21 protein-coding genes are annotated in these 20,147 nt (G+C 70.0%); 12 read left to right on the forward strand and 9 right to left on the reverse strand.

Annotated elements, in window-relative coordinates; translation table 11 throughout:
- Positions 1-72 precede the first annotated feature (72 nt).
- From OK345_RS02430 to OK345_RS02475, 10 genes are all read left to right on the forward strand, one after another.
- Positions 73-654, forward strand: coding sequence for a hypothetical protein (locus OK345_RS02430; RefSeq protein WP_265126318.1), 582 nt, complete (start codon positions 73-75; stop codon positions 652-654).
- A gap of 15 nt (positions 655-669) precedes the next feature.
- Positions 670-1,224, forward strand: a complete 555-nt coding sequence (locus tag OK345_RS02435) for a cob(I)yrinic acid a,c-diamide adenosyltransferase (protein WP_265126319.1) — start codon at positions 670-672, stop codon at positions 1,222-1,224.
- A gap of 40 nt (positions 1,225-1,264) precedes the next feature.
- The gene (locus tag OK345_RS02440) at positions 1,265-2,176 is read left to right on the forward strand and encodes a histone deacetylase family protein (protein WP_265126320.1); all 912 of its coding nucleotides are present in this window, start codon (positions 1,265-1,267) and stop codon (positions 2,174-2,176) included.
- Positions 2,177-2,285: 109 nt separating this feature from the next.
- On the forward strand, positions 2,286-4,649 hold the full coding sequence (lptD, locus tag OK345_RS02445) for an LPS-assembly protein LptD (RefSeq protein WP_425510943.1): 2,364 nt from the start codon (positions 2,286-2,288) through the stop codon (positions 4,647-4,649).
- Positions 4,646-5,983, forward strand: coding sequence for a peptidylprolyl isomerase (locus OK345_RS02450; protein WP_265126321.1), 1,338 nt, complete (start codon positions 4,646-4,648; stop codon positions 5,981-5,983). Before lptD ends, OK345_RS02450 begins: the two co-directional genes overlap by 4 nt.
- A 3-nt stretch (positions 5,984-5,986) precedes the next feature.
- The gene (gene pdxA, locus OK345_RS02455) at positions 5,987-6,967 is read left to right on the forward strand and encodes a 4-hydroxythreonine-4-phosphate dehydrogenase PdxA (protein WP_265126322.1); all 981 of its coding nucleotides are present in this window, start codon (positions 5,987-5,989) and stop codon (positions 6,965-6,967) included.
- Positions 6,964-7,776, forward strand: a complete 813-nt coding sequence (gene rsmA, locus OK345_RS02460; RefSeq protein WP_265126323.1) for a 16S rRNA (adenine(1518)-N(6)/adenine(1519)-N(6))-dimethyltransferase RsmA — start codon at positions 6,964-6,966, stop codon at positions 7,774-7,776. The genes pdxA and rsmA overlap by 4 nt, the downstream gene beginning before the upstream one ends.
- 37 nt (positions 7,777-7,813) lie before the next feature.
- Positions 7,814-8,197, forward strand: coding sequence for a Co2+/Mg2+ efflux facilitator ApaG/CorD (gene apaG, locus OK345_RS02465; RefSeq protein ID WP_265126324.1), 384 nt, complete (start codon positions 7,814-7,816; stop codon positions 8,195-8,197).
- A gap of 13 nt (positions 8,198-8,210) precedes the next feature.
- Positions 8,211-9,170, forward strand: coding sequence for a symmetrical bis(5'-nucleosyl)-tetraphosphatase (locus tag OK345_RS02470; protein ID WP_265126325.1), 960 nt, complete (start codon positions 8,211-8,213; stop codon positions 9,168-9,170).
- Complete coding sequence (locus tag OK345_RS02475; RefSeq protein ID WP_265126326.1) at positions 9,167-9,811, forward strand: DUF1287 domain-containing protein; 645 nt, start codon at positions 9,167-9,169, stop codon at positions 9,809-9,811. The genes OK345_RS02470 and OK345_RS02475 overlap by 4 nt, the downstream gene beginning before the upstream one ends.
- A gap of 158 nt (positions 9,812-9,969) precedes the next feature.
- On the opposite strand, the gene OK345_RS02480 is transcribed toward OK345_RS02475, so the two are convergent.
- The 9 genes from OK345_RS02480 to OK345_RS02520 form a co-directional block, all read right to left on the reverse strand.
- Complete coding sequence (locus OK345_RS02480) at positions 9,970-10,461, reverse strand: dihydrofolate reductase (RefSeq protein WP_265126327.1); 492 nt, start codon at positions 10,459-10,461, stop codon at positions 9,970-9,972.
- A complete protein-coding gene (locus tag OK345_RS02485; protein WP_265126328.1) occupies positions 10,458-10,748 on the reverse strand; it encodes a hypothetical protein in 291 nt (96 codons plus the stop codon). The genes OK345_RS02480 and OK345_RS02485 overlap by 4 nt, the downstream gene beginning before the upstream one ends.
- Positions 10,749-10,821: 73 nt before the next feature.
- The gene (locus OK345_RS02490) at positions 10,822-11,616 is read right to left on the reverse strand and encodes a thymidylate synthase (RefSeq protein ID WP_265126329.1); all 795 of its coding nucleotides are present in this window, start codon (positions 11,614-11,616) and stop codon (positions 10,822-10,824) included.
- A complete protein-coding gene (gene lgt, locus OK345_RS02495; RefSeq protein ID WP_265126330.1) occupies positions 11,613-12,494 on the reverse strand; it encodes a prolipoprotein diacylglyceryl transferase in 882 nt (293 codons plus the stop codon). The genes OK345_RS02490 and lgt overlap by 4 nt, the downstream gene beginning before the upstream one ends.
- Before the next feature lie 121 nt (positions 12,495-12,615).
- Complete coding sequence (locus OK345_RS02500; RefSeq protein ID WP_265126331.1) at positions 12,616-13,365, reverse strand: TerC family protein; 750 nt, start codon at positions 13,363-13,365, stop codon at positions 12,616-12,618.
- 51 nt (positions 13,366-13,416) lie between these two features.
- Complete coding sequence (locus OK345_RS02505) at positions 13,417-13,797, reverse strand: diacylglycerol kinase (protein ID WP_265126332.1); 381 nt, start codon at positions 13,795-13,797, stop codon at positions 13,417-13,419.
- Between the two features lie 266 nt (positions 13,798-14,063).
- Complete coding sequence (locus OK345_RS02510) at positions 14,064-15,335, reverse strand: sensor histidine kinase (RefSeq protein ID WP_265126333.1); 1,272 nt, start codon at positions 15,333-15,335, stop codon at positions 14,064-14,066.
- Positions 15,336-15,486: 151 nt separating this feature from the next.
- Positions 15,487-16,200: a response regulator transcription factor gene (locus OK345_RS02515; RefSeq protein WP_265126334.1), complete on the reverse strand. Its 714-nt coding sequence runs from the start codon at positions 16,198-16,200 to the stop codon at positions 15,487-15,489.
- Between the two features lie 70 nt (positions 16,201-16,270).
- Positions 16,271-16,975 (reverse strand): arylesterase, encoded by a 705-nt coding sequence (locus tag OK345_RS02520; RefSeq protein ID WP_265126335.1) that lies wholly within the window; start codon positions 16,973-16,975, stop codon positions 16,271-16,273.
- Here OK345_RS02520 and OK345_RS02525 point away from each other — a divergent pair.
- On the forward strand, positions 16,941-17,648 hold the full coding sequence (locus OK345_RS02525; RefSeq protein WP_306332084.1) for an ABC transporter ATP-binding protein: 708 nt from the start codon (positions 16,941-16,943) through the stop codon (positions 17,646-17,648). The two genes, OK345_RS02520 and OK345_RS02525, sit on opposite strands and share 35 nt — an antisense overlap.
- Positions 17,645-20,116, forward strand: a complete 2,472-nt coding sequence (locus tag OK345_RS02530) for an ABC transporter permease (protein ID WP_265126336.1) — start codon at positions 17,645-17,647, stop codon at positions 20,114-20,116. The genes OK345_RS02525 and OK345_RS02530 overlap by 4 nt, the downstream gene beginning before the upstream one ends.
- Positions 20,117-20,147: the final 31 nt, after the last annotated feature.

The following is a 20,147-nucleotide window of genomic DNA, read 5'->3' on the forward strand; positions in this document are numbered from 1 at the left end:
TCGCCGCGTGCACCTGCCTGGCGTCGTCCGCTGCGGCTAGAATGGCGGCCTGAACAAGGGAATCCGACCATAATGAACGCCAACGCCCAACGCGCCTTCGTCCTGTCCGTGCTCGTGCTGCTCATGGCCGGCTCGCGGATCAACCACTTCGCGCCGATCCCCGACGCCTCGTGGGCGGTGTTCTTCATCGGCGGCTTCTACCTGCGCGGCTGGACCCGCTGGGCCTTCCCGCTGCTGATGGCGCTGGCGGTGGCGATCGACTGGGCGGTGATCAGCCAGCAGGGCGGCAACTTCTGGCAGCACTACTGCGTGTCGCCGGCGTACTGGGCGCTGGTGCCGGCGCACTTCGCGATGTGGGCCGGCGGCCTGCTGCTGCGCCGCTATTACCGCGGCGCCAGCTGGCGTGCGCTGGGCCTGTTCGCGGCCAGCCTGGTGGCCTCGGTGGCGGTGTGCCACCTGTTCGCCCAGGGCGGGTTCTACTGGACCAGCAGCGTGGTCGCCGAGCCCACCTTCGCCGGCTGGTTCAAGAACTACAGCGACTGGCTGCTGCCCTACCTGCGCAGCGCGGCGATGTACACCGGCGTGGCCGCACTGGCGCAGGTCGCGGCCGAGGCCTTCGGCCGGCAGTCGACCGCCGACCGCATCGCCCACTGAGCCCGGCAGCGGACCATGGGCAATCGTCTTTCCAGGATCTACACCCGCACCGGCGACGACGGCAGCACCGGCCTGGGCGATGGCAGCCGGGTCGGCAAGGACTCGGCGCGGGTCAACGCCTACGGCACCGTCGACGAGGCCAATTCGGCCATCGGCGTGGTCCTGGCGGCCACGCTGCCGGACGACGTCCGCGCGCTGCTGACCACCATCCAGCACCAGTTGTTCGACCTGGGCGGCGAGCTGTGCATCCCCGGCCACGCCGCGATCCAGGGCGAGGACATCGATGCGCTGGAACGCCATCTGGACCATTACAACGACGACCTGCCGGCGCTGAAGGACTTCATCCTGCCGGCCGGCGGCGAGGCCGCGGCGCGCTGCCACCTGGCCCGCACCATCGTCCGCCGCGCCGAGCGCGAGACCGTCGCCCTGGCCCGCCACGACGCGGTCCGCCCGGAAGCGGTGCGCTACCTCAACCGGCTGTCGGACCTGCTGTTCGTGCTCGCCCGCGTGCTGGCCCGTTTCGACGGCCACGGCGAAGTGCTGTGGAACCACGAGCGCCGGCGCGGCTGAGCCGCGCCTGCCTCTGCCGCCGACCGGTTACAGTTCGGGCATGCTGGTCTACACCCATCCCGCCTGCCTCGAGCACGTCCCCGGCCCGGACCATCCCGAATCGCCGGCGCGGCTGCGCGCCGTGATCGAAGCGCTGCAGGCCGCCTTCCCCGATGCACTGGACTGGCGCGAAGCGCCGCCGGTGAAGTTCGGCGAACTGGTGCGGGTACACGACCGCGAGCTGATCGACTCGATCCTGCGCCCGCAGCACGAACCGCTGCGGACCATCGACATGGACACCCGCATGTCGCCGGGCTCGGCCAGCGCGGCGCTGCATGCGGCCGGTGCCGGCGTGGCCGCGGTCGACGCGGTGATGCTGGGCGACGACAAACGGGCGTTCTGCGCGGTGCGCCCGCCCGGCCACCACGCCACCGGCAACGCCGCGATGGGCTTCTGCCTGTTCAACAACATCGCCGTGGCCGCCGCCCATGCCCGCGACCGGCACGGGCTGGAACGCGTCGCCGTGGTCGACTTCGACGTCCACCACGGCAACGGCACCCAGGCGATCTTCGAGCAGGACCCCAAGGTCGGCTACTTCAGCACCCACCAGTCCGGGCTGTTTCCGCACTCGGGCAACATGCGCGAGCGCGGGGTCGGCAACATCCGCAACGTGCTGCTGCCGCCGGGCAGCGGCGGCTTCCGCTTCCGCAACATCTGGGCCGACGAGATGCTGCCGGCCATCGACGCGTTCCGGCCGCAGCTGCTGCTGGTCTCGGCCGGGTTCGACGCCCACATGCGCGACCCGCAGGCCGACCTGATGCTGGAGACCGAGGATTTCGGCTGGCTGAGCGCCGAACTGGCCGGCATCGCCCGCCGCCACGCCGGCGGCCGCATCGTCTCCATGCTCGAGGGCGGCTACGACCTGCAGGCGCTGCGCGAATGCAGCGTGGCCCACCTGCAGGCCTTGCTGTGACCGCACCGAGCGGCGCATGAACCCCGCCCCCCTTGCGCGGCGCGCCTTCATTGCCCCTATGCAGGGGATACGGCAAGCTAGCGGCCGTTTTCGCCTGAATCCGATCCGCGTGCGCCGAGTCCTACGCCTGCTGCCCCTGCCCCTGAGCATCGCCGTCTGCTTGCCCGCCCTGGCCGACGACAAGCCGATCAACTGGGGCCTGTGCCCGGCGACCGATACCCTGCCCGCGTTCGACGAGGCCCCCAAGGCCGACCCGGCCGCGGCCGCCACCCGCGAGCAGCAGCCGACCGACATCGAAGGCGACGAGCTTTCCGGCACCAGCACCGCACCACAGTACCAGGGCAACGTGGCGCTCAAGCGCGGCGACCAGTTCCTGGGCACCGACAACCTGCGCTTCGACACCGAGACCGGCAACTACATCGCCGAGGGCAACGTCCGCTACTCCGACTCGTCGATCCGGATGGTGGCCGAGCGTGCCGAAGGCAACCAGGAAACCGATACCCACAAGATCAGCAACATCCAGTACCAGCTGGTGTCGCGGCGCGGCAACGGCGGCGCCGACTCGATCGACCTGCAGGGTGCGGTCGGGCAGATGCACCATTCCACCTACACCACCTGCGATCCCTCGCAGCCGGTGTGGAAGCTGTCCGCGCCGCAGATCGAGGTCGACAACGACGAAGGCTTCGGCACCGCCCGCAACGCGGTGCTGCGGATCGGCAAGGTGCCGGTGCTGTGGGCGCCCTGGTTCAAGTTCCCGATCGACGACCGCCGCCAGACCGGCCTGCTGTATCCGAAGCTGAGCGTCTCCGGGCGCAACGGCCTGGACTACGCGCAGCCGATCTACTTCAACCTGGCGCCGAATTACGACGACACCCTGACCCCGCGCTACATGAGCAAGCGTGGGCTGATGCTCGACAACGAGTTCCGCTACCTCTACCGCGGCGGTCGCGGCCAGCTGGACACCGCCTGGCTGCCCGACGACAAGCTGCGCGGCGAGGATCGCGGCCGGATCGACTACCGCGGCTACCACAACATCGACCGCAACTGGCAGGCCCGCGCCAACCTGAAATGGGTCAGCGACGAACGCTACGTCGAGGACTTCGCCAACCGCCTGCTGGGGGTGACCTCCTCCAACCTGCAGAGCACGATCGGCGTCTACGGTACCGGCAAGACCTGGACCGCGGGGTTGATGGCCGACCACTGGCAGCTGACCGACTACACGCTGACCGAGACCTCGCTTCCTTTCAACCGCCAGCCGCGCCTGTTCGCCACCTGGGAGCAGCCGTTCGGCCGCTGGTTCGAGGCCGGCGTCTACGCCGAGGCCGTGCGCTTCGTGCACGACGACATCCATCTCAAGAATTCCGACTACGAGCGCACCGGCGTGGTACAGGAACGTCCCGGCGGATCGCGCCTGGACATCAAGCCCTACGTCTCGATGCCGCTGGCTGGCGCGGCCTGGTACATCACCCCGACCCTGGCCTGGCGCTATACCGCCTATCAGCTGGACCGGGACCTGGCCGACTCGATGAACGGCGAGCGCAACCCCACCCGCAGCCTGCCGATCACCACGATCGATGCCGGCCTGTTCTTCGACCGCGAGACCGAGATCCGCGGCACCTCCTACCTGCATACGCTGGAGCCGCGGGTGTTCTACCTGAACACGCCCTACCGCGACCAGAGCGACCTGCCGCTGTTCGATACCCGCGCCTTCACCTTCAGCTGGGGCCAGCTGTTCCGCGACTCCCGCTACACCGGTGCCGACCGCCAGAACGACGCCAACCAGCTGACCACCGCGCTGACCACGCGCCTGCTGCGCCAGGACGACGGCCGCGAGAAGCTGTCGGCCAGCATCGGCCAGATCACCTATTTCGACGACTCGCAGGTAACCCTGAACAGCCGCGAGGCGATCGTCGAGCAGGGCAAGTCGGCCTGGGTGGCCGACGCCAACTGGGCGATCAACGACCGCTGGACCCTGGGCACCACCTACCAGTGGAACCCCAAGTACCGGCGCGAGGATCTGGTCAGCATGCGCGCGCGCTACCTGATGCCGCGCGACGGCGTGGTCAACCTCTCCTACCGCTACCGCCGCAACGCCAACAGCGGCACCGACCAGCTGGAGCAGGCCGACCTTTCGTTCCTGTATCCGATCAACCCCAGCTGGAGCATCGTCGGCCGCTACTACTACTCGCTGCTGGACCACAAACCGCTGGAAATCATCGGCGGCGTGCAGTGGGACAGCTGCTGCCTGGCGGTCCGCGCCCTGGCCCGCCGCTACGTGCGCAACCGCGCGGGCGACGTGAACAACGCCTTCCAGGTCGAGTTCGTGCTCAAGGGCCTGGGCTCGGCCGGCCAGGACACGGAGCGCACCCTGCGCCGTGCTATTCTCGGCTACAACCGCGACGACCTGTACCTCGTCCCTCCCAGCAACATCGAGGCCGACGAGGACGACTACGATCCGAACCTGATTCCATGACCAAGACCCTACCTGCCGTCCTCGCCACCCTGCTGGCGTTCACCTGCGTGTCCGCGCCCGTGGCCGCGCAGCAACCGCTGCAGCCGCTGGACCGCATTGCCGCCATCGTCGACGAGGACGTGGTGCTGCAGAGCGAACTGCAGCGCGCGGTCGCCAACATCAAGTCGCAGTACGCCGGCCGCGAACACCAGCTGCCGCCCGATGCCGTGCTGGAACGCCAGGTGCTGGAGCGGCTGGTCCTGGTCAAGCTGCAGGTGGCCCGCGCCGAAGGCAGCGGCATCCGCGTCGGCGACGAGGAACTGAACCACGCCATCTCCAGCATCGCCCAGCAGAACGGCGCCAGCGTCGACGTGCTGCGCCAGCGGTTGGCGCAGGACGGCATTTCCTTCGAGGAATTCCGCAAGTCGGTACGCGACGAAATCATCGTCCAGCGCCTGCGCCAGAGCTTCGCGCAGAGCCGGATCAGCGTCAGCGAGGGCGAGGTCGACGCCGCGCTCGCGCAGCAGAGCGCCGGCAGCACCCAGTACCACCTGGCGCACATCCTGGTGGCACTGCCGGACGGTGCGACCGCCGAACAGATCGCCACCGGCCAGAGCAAGATCGACGGCATCAGGAACCTGCTCGACAAGGGCGAGCTGGACTTCGCCGCCGCCGCCGTGCGCTATTCCGACAGCCCCAACGCGCTGGAAGGCGGCGACCTGGGCTGGCGCAGCGCCGACGAGATTCCCAACGCGTTCGCGCAGATGGTGCGCGAGCTGCAGCCCGGCAGCGTGGTCGGCCCGATCCGCGGCCCCAGCGGCTTCCAGCTGCTCAAGCTGGTGGAGGTCCGCGACGGCAACGCCGGCGATACCCGTACCGTCACCGAGTTCCACGCCCGCCACATCCTGGTCCGGGTCAGCGACAACCAGAGCGCCGACGCGGCCAAGGCCAAGATCGACACCCTGCGTGCGCGCATCGTCGGCGGTGCCGATTTCCAGGCCGTGGCCAAGGAATCCTCCGAGGACGTCAACAGCCGCGGCCAGGGCGGCGACCTGGGCTGGTTCCCGGCCGACGCCTTCGGCCCGGACTTCGGCCAGCAGGTGCAGGGCGTGGACGACGGCGGCGTGACCGAACCGTTCCGCACCGATGCCGGCTGGCATATCGTGCAGCGCGTGGCGACCCGCCAGACCGACGTCACCAACGAGAACCGGCGCGCGCAGATCCGCGAGACCATCGGCCGCCGCAAGCTGGAAGAGGAATACAACCGCTTCCTGCAGGAACTGCGTGGCGAAGCCTACGTCAGCTACCGCAGCGGCGACCGCGCCGAGAACACCGCCGAATCGCCGCAGTCCTGAGCCATGGTCCCGCAGCTCGCTCTGGTCCCGGGCGAGCCCTCCGGGATCGGCCCTGAACTCTGCATCCGCCTGGCGCAGCAACCGCGCCAGGATTGCCGGCTGCTCGCCTTCGCCGACCCGGACACCCTGACCGCCGCCGCCGCCGCGCTGGCGCTGCCGTTGCGGTTGCTGCGCGAAGACGAGGCCGCCGCCCGGCCCGGCGACCTGAGGCTGCGACCGGTGCGCAACGCCGTCGCCAGCCGCTTCGGCCACCCCGATCCGGCCAACGCCACCGCCGTCATCGATGCCCTGCTGCAGGCCGGCCGGGCCTGCCTCGACGGCGGGCTCGACGGCGTGGTCACCGGCCCCGTGCACAAGGCGGCGATCAACGAGGGCGGCATCGCCTACAGCGGCACCACCGAACTGCTGGCCGGCCAGGCCGGCGTCGAGGTGGTGATGATGCTGGCCAACGACATCGTGCGGGTGGCGCTGGCCACCACCCACCTGCCGCTGCGCGAGGTGGCCGACGCCATCGCCGCCGAAAGCCTGCAGCGCACCCTGCACACCCTGCACGTCGCGCTGCGGCGCGACTTCGGCATCGACGGCCCGCGCATCGCCGTGCTCGGCTTGAACCCGCACGCGGGCGAGGACGGGCACCTGGGCCGGGAGGAGCTGGACATCATCATTCCGCTGCTCGAACGACTGCGCGGCGAGGGCCTGGACCTGGTCGGCCCGCTGCCGGCCGACACCGCCTTCCTGCCGGGCAAGCTCGCCGGCTTCGACGCGGTGCTGGCGATGTACCACGACCAGGGCCTGCCGGTGCTCAAGTACAGCGGTTTCGAGCAGGCGGTGAACATCACCCTGGGCCTGCCCTACCCGCGCGTGGCGGTCGACCACGGCACCGCGCTGGAACTGGCCGGCAGCGGCGTGGCCGACCCCTCCAGCCTGCTGGCGGCCACCGCGCTGTGCGCCCGCCTGGCCGCGCAACGTAAACTGGCACGATGAATCCCCCTCATTCCCCGCACGCTGCGCCCGGCTTCACCGCACCGGCCAAGAAATCGCTGGGCCAGCATTTCCTGGCCGACCGCTACTACATCGACAAGATCGTCATGGCGGTCAATCCGAAGGACGGCGACCGCCTGGTCGAGATCGGCCCCGGCCAGGGCGCCATCACCCTGCCGCTGCTGCGCCGGCACCCGCGCCTGACCGTGATCGAGTTCGACCGCGACCTGATCGCCCCGCTCACCGCCGCGGCCGCGCCGCTGGGCGAACTGAGCATCGTCCACCGCGACGTGCTGCAGGTCGATTTCAGCGAACTGGCCGGCGACTCGCAGATCCGGCTGGTCGGCAACCTGCCCTACAACATCTCCTCGCCAATCCTGTTCCACGCGCTGGAGCATGCCGCGGCCATCCGCGACATGCATTTCATGCTGCAGAAGGAAGTGGTGGACCGCATGGCCGCCGCACCCGGCAGCAAGGTCTACGGCCGCCTGAGCGTGATGCTGCAGGCATGGTGCGAAGTGACCTCGCTGTTCGTGGTGCCGCCGGGCGCCTTCCGGCCGCCGCCGAAGGTCGATTCGGCGGTGGTGCGGCTGGTGCCGCGCGATCCGGCCACCATCGGCATCGACGACCCGGCGCGGTTCGCCGCGGTGGTGAAGGCCGCCTTCGGGCAACGCCGCAAGACCCTGCGCAATGCCCTCAACGGCGTCTGCGGCAGCGCCCAGTTCGAGGCCGCCGGAGTCCGCAGCGATGCGCGCGCCGAACAGCTGGAAGTCGCCGATTTCATCCGCCTGGCCAACGCCGCGCGCGATTGAGCCTTCCGATCACCTGCTTTTGCTTACACTTGCCCGCATGGAAGACTCCCGCCACTACGCGATCGACATCGAAGTCTCGCCGCGCTTTCTCGACGAGCAATCGGCACCCGAGGACGGGCGGTATGCGTTCGCCTACACCATCCGCATCCGCAACCGCGGCGACATCCCCGCGCGGCTGGTGGCGCGGCACTGGCGGATCACCGACGGCCATGGCCGGGTCGAGCACGTCGACGGCGAGGGCGTGGTCGGCGAGCAGCCGCGGCTGCAGCCGGGCGAGGACTTCAGCTACACCTCCGGGGTGATGCTGCAGACCGACCACGGCACCATGCAGGGCCACTACGACATGGTCGCCGACGACGGCACCGAGTTCGCCGCCCCGATCGCCCCGTTCGCGCTGTCCATACCGCGGACCCTGCACTGATGGGGGCGCGGGCATGAGCGTCTGGGCCATCGGCGACCTGCAGGGTTGCTACGACGTCACCCAGCGGCTGCTGGAGAAGATCCGCTTCGATCCGGCGGTGGACCGGCTGTGGTTCTGCGGCGACCTGGTCAACCGCGGCGGACAGTCGCTGGAGACCCTGCGGCTGGTCCACTCGCTGCGCCAGTACAGCGAGATCGTGCTCGGCAACCACGACCTGTCGCTGCTGGCCATCGGCGCCCGCAGCGAGGAGGAGCAGCGCAAGGTCAATCCCGACCTGCAGCGTATCGTGCTGGCCGAGGACCGCGACGAGTTGCTGACCTGGCTGCGCATGCAGAAGCTGGTGCATACCGACCGCGAGCTGGGCTGGCTGATGGTGCACGCCGGGCTGGCGCCGAAGTGGACCACCACCCTGGCCGAGAAGCACGCCCGCGAGATCGAGCAGCAATTGCACGGCAACGGCTACCGCAAGCTGTTCCGCAACATGTACGGCGACAAGCCCAGCTGGTCGCCCGGCCTGACCGGCTACGACCGCGCGCGCGCGATCATCAACCTGTTCACCCGCATGCGCTATTGCACCCCGCGTGGGCGCATCGCCATCGAGGAGAAAGGCACCCCGGGCACCCAGGCGCAGGGTCTGTACCCCTGGTTCGAAGTGCCCGGCCGCGCCGAGCGCGACCTGAAGATCGTCTGCGGCCACTGGTCGACCCTGGGCCTGACCATCACCCAGGGCGTGCATGCGATCGACACCGGCGCGGTCTGGGGCGGCAAGCTCACCGCGCTGCAGCTGGACAGCGAGGAACTGCGCGTGGTGCAGGTGCCCGGCCGCGACGTCCCGGCTCCGGTACCGCATGCGCGTGCGCCGTCGCGCCCGGCGCACGAACGGCCGGCGCAGCAGGGCGAGCACCCATCGCGCGGCCGTTCCCGCCGTGGTCGCGGCAACGGTGGCGGCGGCACTCCACCGCCAGCCGCATGAGGCCAGCGGCGCTGCTGCTGGCCCTGCTCCTGTCCGGCGGCTGCCAGAACGATGGCGATCCGCCTGCCAGCGGGCCTGCTTCCCCCGCCACGCCGGCGGCGGCACCGGTTTCCGATACCACCGCCCCCTCGCCGCCGCTGGTCGCTGCCGCACGCGGGCAGATCGGGGTGACCGTGCGTTACGACCCGGCCTACCAGGTGCTGGACTACCCCGGCGGCGACGTTCCGCCCGACCGTGGCGTGTGCACCGACGTGATCGTGCGGGCGCTGCGCAGCCAGGGCATCGACCTGCAGGCGCGCATCCACGAAGACATGCGCCGCCACTTCGGCGACTATCCCGGACTGTGGGGCCTGTCGCGCCCGGATCGCAACATCGACCACCGCCGCGTCCCCAACCAGATGCGCTGGTTCGAGCGCCAGGGCTGGCAACGGGCGATCAGCACCGACCCGACCGACTACGCGGCCGGCGACATCGTCGCCTGGAAGCTCAACGGCAATGGCCTGCTGCACGTGGGCATCGTCTCCGACCATCGGCTCGGCGACGGCACCCCGCTGATCCTGCACAACATCGCCCGCGGCACGCAGGAAGAGAACCTGCTGTTCGAACACACCATCATCGGCCATTACCGCCTGCCGGGCTGAGTGCCGGAGCCGCGCAGCAGGATAGCGCCGCACTGCCGGGAGGCTGCCCACATCGGGGCATCGCGTCCCCGGTCGCCATGGGGACCGCGGGAATGGCACGCCTGCCATCGGCCGCGGGCTCGCGTGCGCGCCGCGCAGCTCCCCGGAATCGCGGCGCCTCAGCGCCGCACGTAGTGCACGAAGCGGAACCCGAAGGCGTGGCGCGCGTCGGCTGCGTGCGGCTGGCTGTCCACTTCGCGCCACTGCCCCGGATCGACCGGCGGGAAGAAGGTGTCGGCGGCCACCTCGGTCTCCACCCAGGTCAGGTACAGGTCGCTGGCCTGGTCGATCAGCAGGCGGTAGATCTCGCCGCCGCCGATCACGCACAACTCGTCGGCGCCAGCCTCCAGCGCGATGCGGCGTGCTTCCTCCACCGACGCCACCGCCTGCATGCCCTCGAACGGCACCTGTCCCGAGCGCGTCAGTACCAGGTTCAGACGCCCCGGCAAGGCTCGCCCCAACGATTGCGCGGTCCTGCGCCCCATCAGGATCGGCTTGCCGAGGGTAAGCGCCTTGAAGTGTCTGAAATCGTCGGGCAGATGCCACGGCATCGCATTGTCACGACCGATGCCGCGGTTGCGGTCGAGGGCGGCGATCAGCGAAAGCTTCATGTATCGGGGTAGAGGTCGTTGTAGATGCGCAGCGCAGCATGACGCCCGCCCATCACCATCGCAACCGCCACCAGATACAGGACGACCAGCAGCCCCGCCGTCGAAGGCTTCAACCCCACGATCATCGCCAGCAGGTCGATTTCCCTGCCGCTCACCGCCGCCGTGGCGACCGCCGCCAGCGGCGTGACCAGCACCGCCACGGTGAGCGCCACGCCGAGCGCGCCCGACATGCCCAGCAGGCTGTCGGCCAGCTTTTCCCGTGCCTTGCGCGAGTTGCTCTTCGTCATTACCGGTATCTCCCAGGTGCCCGGCGCCAGTATCCGCGCCGTATGCCCCGCCGGGCGATACCGGAAAGCCGCCCTACACCGCCACCGGCGCCTTGATCGCCGGGTGCGGGTCGTAGCCGTCGATGCGGATGTCGTCGAAGGCGAAGGCGAACAGATCGGTCACCTCCGGGTTCAACCACAGCGCCGGCAACGGCCGCGGCGCGCGCGTCAACTGTTCGCGCGCCTGCTCGTAATGGTTGGAGTACAGGTGCGCATCGCCCAGCGTATGCACGAAATCGCCCACGCCCAGCCCGGTCGCCTGCGCCACCATGTGCGTCAGCAACGCGTAGCTGGCGATGTTGAACGGCACGCCGAGGAAGATGTCGCCGCTGCGCTGGTAGAGCTGGCAGCTGAGCCTGCCGTCGACCACGTAGAACTGGAACAGGTTGTGGCACGGCATCAGCGCCATCTGCGGCAGGTCGGCCACGTTCCAGGCGCTGACCACCAGCCGCCGCGAATCCGGGTTGCGCTTGATCTCCTCCACCAGCCACTGCATCTGGTCGATCTCGCGGCCGTCGGCGGTGGCCCAGCGGCGCCACTGCTTGCCGTAGACCGGGCCGAGGTTGCCGTCGGCATCGGCCCATTCGTCCCAGATGCTGACCTTGTTGTCCTTCAGGTAGGCGATGTTGGTATCGCCCTTCAGGAACCACAGCAGCTCATGGATGATCGAGCGCAGGTGCAGCTTCTTGGTGGTGACCAGCGGGAAGCCATCGTTGAGATCGAAGCGCATCTGCCAGCCGAACACGCTGCGGGTACCGGTACCGGTGCGGTCGGACTTCTCCGCGCCATGCTCGAGCACGTGGCGCAACAGCTCCAGATACGGCTTCATGCCGCGTCCCCGGCAGCCGCCGGCCGCAGCGTCGGCGCGCCGCGCGACTTCCACAGCATGTACACCCCCAGCGCGACCAGCGGCAGCGACAGCACCTGCCCCATCGTCAACCAGCCGAAGGCGAGGTAGCCAAGGTCCGCATCGGGCATGCGCACGAATTCCACGGCGAAACGGAACACGCCATAGAGCAGCGCGAACAGGCCGCCGACCGCGTAGCGCGGGCGCGGCTTCGACGAGAACCACCACAGCACCACGAACATCGTCAGCCCTTCCAGGAAGGCCTGGTACAGCTGCGAGGGATGGCGCGCGTACGGGTCCAGCGCCCCGGCCGCGTACTGCGCCTGCAGGGCCGCCGCGTCCAGGCTGCGCAGCGGCTCCGGCAGGCCGCTGGGGAAGATCACGCCCCAGCCGGCCTGGGTGTACTTGCCCCACAGCTCGGCGCCGATGAAGTTGCCCAGGCGGCCGAAGCCCAGCCCCAGCGGCACCAGCGGCGCGACGAAATCGAGGGTGTCGAAATAGTGCAGCCCGCGCTTGCGCGACCACCACCACGATGCCGCCAGCACGCCCAGCAGGCCGCCGTGGAAGCTCATGCCGCCTTCCCAGACCTTGAACAGGATCCGCGGGTCGGCCAGGAACTGTTCCGGGACGTAGAACAGCATGTAGCCGATGCGGCCGCCCAGCACCACGCCCAGCATCGAGTAGAACAGCAGGTCGGAAAAGCCGTTCATGTCCACGCCGGGCAGACGGCCGGCCTGGATCCGCCGCCGCCCCAGCCACCAGGCGGCGGTGAAGCCGAGCAGGTACATCACGCCGTACCAGTGCACCTGCAGCGGTCCGAGCGAGAGGGCGATGGGGTCGATCTGGTGGAGGTAAATCATGCGCGTGGCTGCAGCCCGACAACGACAGGGCCCCTATTCTTACATTGCCCGGCGGCCATCGCCCGGACGGCGGCCGCCAAGCGGGCGGTCCGTCGCCCTGCGGTTCACCCGGCGGCGGCGCTTACCAGCTGCCGGCGCCCGGCACGTTGTGGGCCAGCGCGCGACGGCGCATCAGCAGGTTCAGCCATTCGACCAGCACCGAGAAGCCCATCGCGGCATAGATGTACGGCTTGGGCACGTGCACGTCGAAACCGTCGAGGATCAGCACCGCGCCGATCAGCAGGATGAAGGCCAGCGCCAGCATCTTCACCGTCGGGTTGGCGTCGATGAAGCGGCCCAGCGGGTTGGCCGCCAGCAGCATCACCGCCACCGCCAGCAGGATCGCGGCCACCATCACCGGGATGTGCTCGGCGATGCCGACGGCGGTGATCACCGAATCCAGCGAGAACACGATGTCGATGATCGCGATCTGCAGGATCACCATGCCGAACACGGCCGAGGCCTTGGTGGTGGTGGGGTCCTCGTCCTCGCCGCCGGTGATCAGCTCGCGGATTTCCTTGCCGCCCTTGATCAGCAGGAACAGGCCGCCGACGATCAGCACCAGGTCGCGGATGGAGATGCCCATGCTGCCGATGTTGAACAGGTTGGCCTGCATGTGCGCCAGGTAGGCCAGCGACACCAGCAGCGCGATGCGGGTGATGCAGGCCACGGCGATGCCCAGGCGGCGCGCGAACGGACGGCGCTCTTCCGGCAGGCGGCTGACCGCGATCGAGATGAACACCAGGTTGTCGATGCCCAGCACGATCTCCAGCGCGCTGAGCGTGAACAGGGTCAACCAGACGTTGGGGTCGGCGAGAAACTCGAGAGACATGAACTCAATCCTTCAGGAAAACCGGCAAGTCCGGTGCGCGGCGCACCGGGCTCAGAGAAAACGCGGGACCAGAATCAGGCCCCAGCACAGCAGCGCGTTCATCATCAGCACGAACACCGCAGCCGAGCCCATGTCCTTGGCGCGACCGGCCAGTTCATGGAATTCGCTGCCGTAGCGCTCGATCACCGCCTCGATGGCCGAGTTGGCCAGCTCCATCGCCAGCACCAGCAGCAGCGAGCCCAGCAGCAGCGCGCGCTCGACCGCGTTCTGGCCGAACCACAACGCCACTGGCGCCAGCACGGCCAGCAGGTAGACCTCCAGCCGGAACGAGGATTCGTGCAGCCAGGCGGCGCGCAGGCCCTGCCAGGACCACACCGCGGCCTTGAAGATGCGGCGCGGGCCGCGCGGCAGATGCCCCTGTTGATCGGCCATGGACGCTTATTCCCCGGCCACGGCGCGGCGGGGGCACAACGGGAACAACCGGAGGCAGGCAGTCATCGCGCGATCGGATGTGGGAGGCGATCGGCAATTTTGCCACAAGCCCCGGCCATTCGCCGAATCGTGGAACCTGCCCGGCTTTCCCGGTCGCGTTCCACGCAGCCCCGCAACGGGTCCGCGGCAGCGCCCGCCGCAGCCGGCGCGCGTCCCGCCGGATCACGGCCCTGGCCGGCTTCCGCGGCCGTCCGCAGGTATCCGTCTCAGGCGAAGCGCACCGTGGCCACGGTGCCGCGTCCCGGCTCGCTGCTCAGCTGCACCTGCCAGCCGAAGCGGTCGCACAGCCGGCGCACGATCGACAGCCCCAGCCCGGTCCCCTGCGGGCGGCTGGGTTCGGCGCGGAAGAACGGTTCGAACACCCGCGCCAGCGCGTCGGCGGACATGCCGATGCCGGTATCGCGGATCACCACCCGGTCGGCGGCGACCTCGACGTCGATGTGGCCCTCGTCGGTATAGCTGCAGGCGTTGCGCAGCAGGTTGCTGACCACCACCTGCATCACCCGCGGCGGCGCGTGCAGCTGGCTGGGGCCGTTGACGTGCACGTGCAGCTGCACCGGCCGCCCGGCCAGCAGCTCGCGGGCGTTGTCGGCCTCGTAGCGCACCACGTCGGCGACCTCGAACAGTTCGCTCTGCGGCTCGATGTCCGATTCGCGCGCCAGGATCAGGAAGGCATCGATCACCGCTTCCATGTCGCGCCCGGCGCGCTGGATGCGCTGCAGCCCGCGCTGCAGCCGCGGCGTCAGCTCCGGGTCGCCCATCGCCATGTCGCTGGCCACCCGGATCACCGTCAGCGGCGTGCGCAGTTCATGGCTGGCGTCGCGGGTGAAGTTGCGTTCGCGCGAGACGTGCTCGGTCACGCGCGTGGCCAGCGAATGCAACGAGGCGGCCAACTGCCGGGTCTCGCCCTGCATGTCGGCCGGCAGCCGCTCCGGCGCCAGGTCGGCGGCCTCGGGATGGCGCGGGTCCCAGTGCGAGATGCGCCGGGCCAGCCAGTTGACCGGCGACACCAGCCGCCGCGAGGAACGGTAGGTGATCCACGACACGCCATAGACCGCCAGCAGGATCAGCAGCACCGGCACGATGCCGAACCAGAACGCCAGGCGCTCGGCCTGCGAGCGCAGGAACACCAGGTACAGGCGCCCGGCCGGACGCTGGTCGACCAGCACCAGTTGGTCGGAATCGGGCAGTTCGTGGAATCCCGGTTCGAGCGGACGCAGGTTGGCCGGCAGGTTGAGGCTGGACTGCCCGCGCTCCAGCAGGTAGCCGCGGATGTTCTGGGTGTTGGGCGGCGGCTGCACCGGCGAGGCCTGGTACAGGCCCCAGTAGTAGGTCGCCTCTTCCTTCAGCACGGTGTTGATCAGGCTGTGCTTGATCACCAGCGACACCAGGTAGCCGCCCAACAGGATCGCCAGACTGGCAAGCACGCCCTGCAGCAGGAAGGCGATGCGGATCTTGCGCGGCAGCCCGTGCGGCATTACGGCACCCGTGGAGAGACGTGGCCATTATAGAAATGGCCATCGTGATTCCACCGTGCAAAAAGGCACTTTCCGCCCCCTGCCCGGCATCGCCCACAGGCAGGATCGACGCGCTGCGCCATGCTCCCGCGCCCCCCCATCGCGGCCGCGTTCAATTCATCGGCTGGGCGATATCGGCGATGCGATAGCCCGCGCTCTGCACGGTGTGCAGCAGCGGCCGGTCGAACGGCTTGTCGATGATCTTGCGCAGGTTGTACAGGTGGCTGCGCAGGGTGTCCGAATCGGGCAGGCCGTTGCCCCAGATCTCACGCTCGATCTCCTGGCGGGTGACCACCCGCGGCGACTCGCGCATCAGGATGGTCAGCAGGCGCAGGCCGATGGGCGAGAGCTGCAGTTCGGTGCCGGCGCGGGTGGCGCGCATGCTCACCGGGTCCAGCACCAGGTCGGCCACCTTCAGCACTTCCGAGCCGACCTGGCGGCGCTCGCGGCGGATCAGCGCGCGCAGCCGCGCTTCCAGTTCCTGGATGGCGAACGGCTTGGTCAGGTAGTCGTCGGCGCCGAAGCCCAGGCCGGTGAGCTTGTCGTCGAGGGTGTCACGCGCGGTCAGCATCAGCACCGGGGTCGACTTGCGCGCGTCGTTGCGCAGGCGGCGGCAGACTTCGATACCGTCCAGCCGCGGAAGCATCAGGTCCAGCACCACCACGTCGTAGCTGTTTTCCGCGGCCAGGCGGTAGCCGTCCAGGCCATCGCAGGCGTAGTCCACTTCGAAGCCACGACCTTCCAGGTACTCGCCGATCATCTCGGAAATATTGCGGTTGTCCTCGACCACCAGCACCAGGCCGGACGTTTCCTTTGTCTGTCGCATGGGGTTCCCTCATTCTTCAGCTTTGTGAAACATGCCGGATCGATGGTGGAGAAGACGTGAAGCCTGTCTTTCAATCCTTCAGCAAGGGCCCGAGCAGCGGCCACACGTTGTCCAGCAGCCGCGGCTGCGCGGCGGCGGTGGGGTGGATGCCGTCGTCCTGCATCAGCGACGGCTGCAGCGCCACGCCCTCCAGCAGGAACGGCAGCAATGCGACGTCGTGCTCGCGGGCCAGGTCGGCATAGACCCGGCGCAGCCGCTCGCGGTAGGCCGGGCCGTAGTTGGGCGGCACGTCGATCCCCAGCAGCAGCACCCGCGCGCCGCTGTCGCGGCTGAGCGCGATCATCCGCTCCAGGTTGCCGCGCAGCTGCGCCGGGCTGAGCCCGCGCAGGGCGTCGTTGCCGCCCAGCTCGATCACCACCACCTTCGGCCGGTGCTTGTCCAGCAGGCCCGGCAGCCGCGTCAGCGCGCCGGAAGTGGTCTCGCCGCTGACGCTGGCGTTGACGATGGCCGGGGCCGGGGCCAACTGCTGCCTGACCCGCTGCTCGAGCAGGCTGACCCAGCCGGCCGCGGCCGGGATATTGTGGGCCGCACTGAGGCTGTCGCCGACCACGAGCACGGTGTTTTCGGTGCCCGGACTCTTGGCACAGGCGAGCAGCGGTACCAGCAGCCATGCTGCCAGCCACCATCCATACCACCGCATCGCGGCCGCTTGGCCCCTTGCACGCATCGGAGAACCTCCCATCGACAGTCTGCCCTCCGCAACCGGTATCGCCATCGACGCGCGCGGCGTCGGCAAATCCGCACGTGGACCGGAGGGGGAGGTCCACATCCTCGACAGCGTCGACCTGAGCATCGCCAACGGCGACAGCGTGGCCATCGTCGGCGCGTCCGGCTCCGGCAAGACTACCCTGCTCGGCCTGCTGGCAGGGCTGGACCTTCCCAGCCGCGGCCGCATCGTCCTGGCCGGCGCCGAGCTCAATGGCCTGGACGAGGAAGCCCGCGCCGCGCTGCGCGCACGCGAGGTCGGCTTCGTGTTCCAGAGCTTCCACCTGCTGCCGGCGCTGACCGCCGAGGAGAACGTCGCCCTGCCGCTGGAGCTGGCCGGGCGCGAGGACCCGCAGCGGGTGCGCGAGGTGCTGCACGCGGTCGGGCTGGAAGCCCGCGCGCGCCACTACCCGCGCCAGCTGTCCGGCGGCGAGCAGCAGCGCGTGGCGCTGGCGCGCGCGTTCGTGGCGCGGCCGCGCATCCTGTTCGCCGACGAGCCCACCGGCAGCCTCGACCAGGCCACCGGGCGCCAGATCAGCGACCTGCTGTTCGCCCTCAACGCCGGCAGCGACACCACCCTGGTGCTGGTCACCCACGACCTGCAGCTGGCGCGCCGCTGCGCCCATGCCTACCGCCTCGACGGCGGCCGGCTGCAGCGCATCGCCGCGGATGCCGGCGCATGAACATCCTGCGCCACGCCATCCGCTCGGTGCGCCGCGAGTTCCTCGGCGGCGACCTGCTCACCGTGTTCGCCGCGCTGGTGCTGGGCGTGGCGGTGATGACGGCGGTCGGCACCCTGGTGGACCGGGTCACGCTGGCGCTGACCTCCAGCGCCGCGGAAATGCTGGGCGGCGACCTGGGCCTGCGCGGGCGCGAGGACATCCCCGCCGAATATGCCGAGGAGGCCACCCGTCGTGGCCTGCGCAGCACCCGCATGGTCAGCTTCCCCAGCGTGCTGTTCCACGGCGACGAAAGCCAGATGGCCACGATCAAGGCGGTGAGCGCCGGCTACCCGCTGCGCGGCGAACTGCGGCTGGCCGGCGCCGCAGCCGGTGTCGCCAGCGTGCCGCCGCCGGGCGAAGCCTATGCCGACCCGCGCCTGCTCGAGGCGCTCAAGCTGCAGCCCGGCGACCCGATCGAATTCGGTGCCGGCAGCCTGCGGGTCACCCAGGTGCTGCTGGCCGAGCCGGATACCTCCGGCGAGATCATGCAACTGGCGCCGCCGCTGCTGGTCAACCGCGAAGATGTCGATGCCGCCGGCCTGCTCGGCCCCGGCAGCCGCGCCGCCTACCGGATGCTGTTCGCCGGCGAGCCGGCGCAGGTCGAGGCGTTCCGCGACTGGCTGCAGCCGCGCGCCAACGGCTTCCGCCTGACCGGCATCGAGGACGCCCAGCAGGGCGTGCGCGGCACCTTCGACCGGGCCGGCCGTTTCCTGTCGCTGGCCGCGCTGCTGGCGGTACTGCTGGCCGGCGTGGCCACCGCGCTGGCGGCCAACCGCTTCGCGCTGCGCCGGATCGACAACGTGGCGGTGCTGCGCTGCCTGGGCGCGCGCCAGCGCGACATCCTCTCCTCGCTGGCCTTGCAGCTGCTGCTGATGGCGCTGCCCGCCTGCCTGCTCGGCATCGCCCTGGGAATGCTGGCGCAGGCCGGGCTGGTGCAGGCGCTGGGCAGCCTGGTGCCCGAGCGCCTGCCGCTGCCGCAGGCGACGCCGGCGCTGGCCGGCGCCGGCATCGGCCTGCTGTTGCTGCTCGGTTTCGGCCTGCCGCCGCTGCTGCGGCTGCGCGACGTGCCGCCGATGCGGGTGCTCAACCGCAGCTTCGCGGCGGTGCCGCCGGTCTCGCTGCTGGCCTATGCCGCGGCGCTGGCCGCGACCCTGGCGCTGACCGTGCAGGCCACCGGCGACGGCCTGCTGGCGGCCTGGGTGCTGGGCGGACTGGCCGCGCTGGCGGCATTGGCCGCGGCGGCCGGCACGCTGCTGCTGGTGCTGCTGCGGCGGTTGCAGGGCCGGCTGCGCGGTTCCTGGCGGCTGGGACTGGCCGCGCTGGGCCGGCGCCGCGCGCTGAGCGTGGTGCAGCTGGTCGGCCTGTCGCTGTCGTTGTGCGCCTTGCTGCTGCTGGCGGTGATCGGCCCGGGCCTGCTCGGCCAGTGGCGCGACCGGCTGCCGGCCGATACGCCCAACTACTTCCTGATGAACGTCCAGCCCGACCAGGCCGAAGCGGTGCTGTCCACGCTGCAGGGCCTTGGCGTGCGCGATGCCGAGGTCGAGCCGTTCAGCACCGGCAAACTGCTGGCGATCAACCGGCAGCCGCCGCAGCGCCGCGACCCGGATGCCGGCGACGATGGCGACGACCGCGAGCGGCCGGTCAACTTCTCCTGGCGCCGCGACTTCCCGGCCGCCAACACCCTGACCGCCGGCCGCTTCTGGGCCGCGGACAGCACCGCCGCCGAAGCCTCGGTGGAGGAAGGCTGGGCGCAGCGCTACGGACTGAAGCTGGGCGACGAACTGACCCTGCAACTGGGCGACGAGCAGCGCAGCTTCACCGTCACCAGCCTGCGCAAGGCGGACTGGGATTCGTTCCGGGTCAACTTCTTCCTGCTGCTCAATGCCGGCGCGGTGGGCGATGCGCCGTACAACCTGATCTCCGCCTTCCACCTGCCGGCCGCGCAGGCCTCGCAGCTGGCGCCGCTGACGCGGCAGTACCCCAACATCTCGCTGCTGGACATCGATGCCATCCTCGGCCGCGTGCGCGAGGTGGTGGACCGGGTCGGCCAGGCGGTGCAACTGGTGATGGGCTTCAGCCTGTTGGCCGGGGTGCTGGTGCTGCTGGCGGCGCTGCAGGCCACCGCCGGCGAGCGTCGCTACGACAGCGCGGTGCTGCGCACCCTGGGCGCGCGCCGCACGCAGTTGCGCGGTGCGGTGCTGGTGGAATTCGGCATGCTGGGGCTGCTGGCGGCATCGCTGGCGGTGGCCGCGGCGGCGGGCATCGGCGTACTGGTCGCGCGCCAGGCGTTCGAGCTGGCGCTGTCACCACCGTGGCCGGCACTGCTCGCCGGCGGCCTGGGCGGCGTGCTGCTGAGCATCGGCGCCGGCTGGTGGGGCACCCGCCGCATCCTGCGCACGCCACCGGCGCTGGCATTGCGCGAGACCTGAGCCGGGGGGTGCGCGCGGCGCTATGCTGCGC

Source organism: Xanthomonas chitinilytica, from assembly GCF_026107455.2.
In the GTDB taxonomy this organism is placed as follows: Bacteria; Pseudomonadota; Gammaproteobacteria; order Xanthomonadales; family Xanthomonadaceae; genus Stenotrophomonas; species Stenotrophomonas chitinilytica.

Excerpts from the sequence above, each read along its gene's own strand:
- OK345_RS02430 (WP_265126318.1), top strand. The coding sequence starts at position 73 with ATGAACGCCAACGCCCAACGCGCCTTCGTCCTGTCCGTGCTCGTGCTG.
- OK345_RS02435 (WP_265126319.1), top strand. The coding sequence starts at position 670 with ATGGGCAATCGTCTTTCCAGGATCTACACCCGCACCGGCGACGACGGC.
- OK345_RS02440 (WP_265126320.1), top strand. The coding sequence starts at position 1,265 with ATGCTGGTCTACACCCATCCCGCCTGCCTCGAGCACGTCCCCGGCCCG.
- OK345_RS02450 (WP_265126321.1), top strand. The coding sequence starts at position 4,646 with ATGACCAAGACCCTACCTGCCGTCCTCGCCACCCTGCTGGCGTTCACC.
- pdxA (WP_265126322.1), top strand. The coding sequence starts at position 5,987 with ATGGTCCCGCAGCTCGCTCTGGTCCCGGGCGAGCCCTCCGGGATCGGC.
- rsmA (WP_265126323.1), top strand. The coding sequence starts at position 6,964 with ATGAATCCCCCTCATTCCCCGCACGCTGCGCCCGGCTTCACCGCACCG.
- apaG (WP_265126324.1), top strand. The coding sequence starts at position 7,814 with ATGGAAGACTCCCGCCACTACGCGATCGACATCGAAGTCTCGCCGCGC.
- OK345_RS02470 (WP_265126325.1), top strand. The coding sequence starts at position 8,211 with ATGAGCGTCTGGGCCATCGGCGACCTGCAGGGTTGCTACGACGTCACC.
- OK345_RS02475 (WP_265126326.1), top strand. The coding sequence starts at position 9,167 with ATGAGGCCAGCGGCGCTGCTGCTGGCCCTGCTCCTGTCCGGCGGCTGC.
- OK345_RS02480 (WP_265126327.1), bottom strand. The coding sequence starts at position 10,461 with ATGAAGCTTTCGCTGATCGCCGCCCTCGACCGCAACCGCGGCATCGGT.
- OK345_RS02485 (WP_265126328.1), bottom strand. The coding sequence starts at position 10,748 with ATGACGAAGAGCAACTCGCGCAAGGCACGGGAAAAGCTGGCCGACAGC.
- OK345_RS02490 (WP_265126329.1), bottom strand. The coding sequence starts at position 11,616 with ATGAAGCCGTATCTGGAGCTGTTGCGCCACGTGCTCGAGCATGGCGCG.
- lgt (WP_265126330.1), bottom strand. The coding sequence starts at position 12,494 with ATGATTTACCTCCACCAGATCGACCCCATCGCCCTCTCGCTCGGACCG.
- OK345_RS02500 (WP_265126331.1), bottom strand. The coding sequence starts at position 13,365 with ATGTCTCTCGAGTTTCTCGCCGACCCCAACGTCTGGTTGACCCTGTTC.
- OK345_RS02505 (WP_265126332.1), bottom strand. The coding sequence starts at position 13,797 with ATGGCCGATCAACAGGGGCATCTGCCGCGCGGCCCGCGCCGCATCTTC.
- OK345_RS02510 (WP_265126333.1), bottom strand. The coding sequence starts at position 15,335 with ATGCCGCACGGGCTGCCGCGCAAGATCCGCATCGCCTTCCTGCTGCAG.
- OK345_RS02515 (WP_265126334.1), bottom strand. The coding sequence starts at position 16,200 with ATGCGACAGACAAAGGAAACGTCCGGCCTGGTGCTGGTGGTCGAGGAC.
- OK345_RS02520 (WP_265126335.1), bottom strand. The coding sequence starts at position 16,975 with ATGGCGATACCGGTTGCGGAGGGCAGACTGTCGATGGGAGGTTCTCCG.
- OK345_RS02530 (WP_265126336.1), top strand. The coding sequence starts at position 17,645 with ATGAACATCCTGCGCCACGCCATCCGCTCGGTGCGCCGCGAGTTCCTC.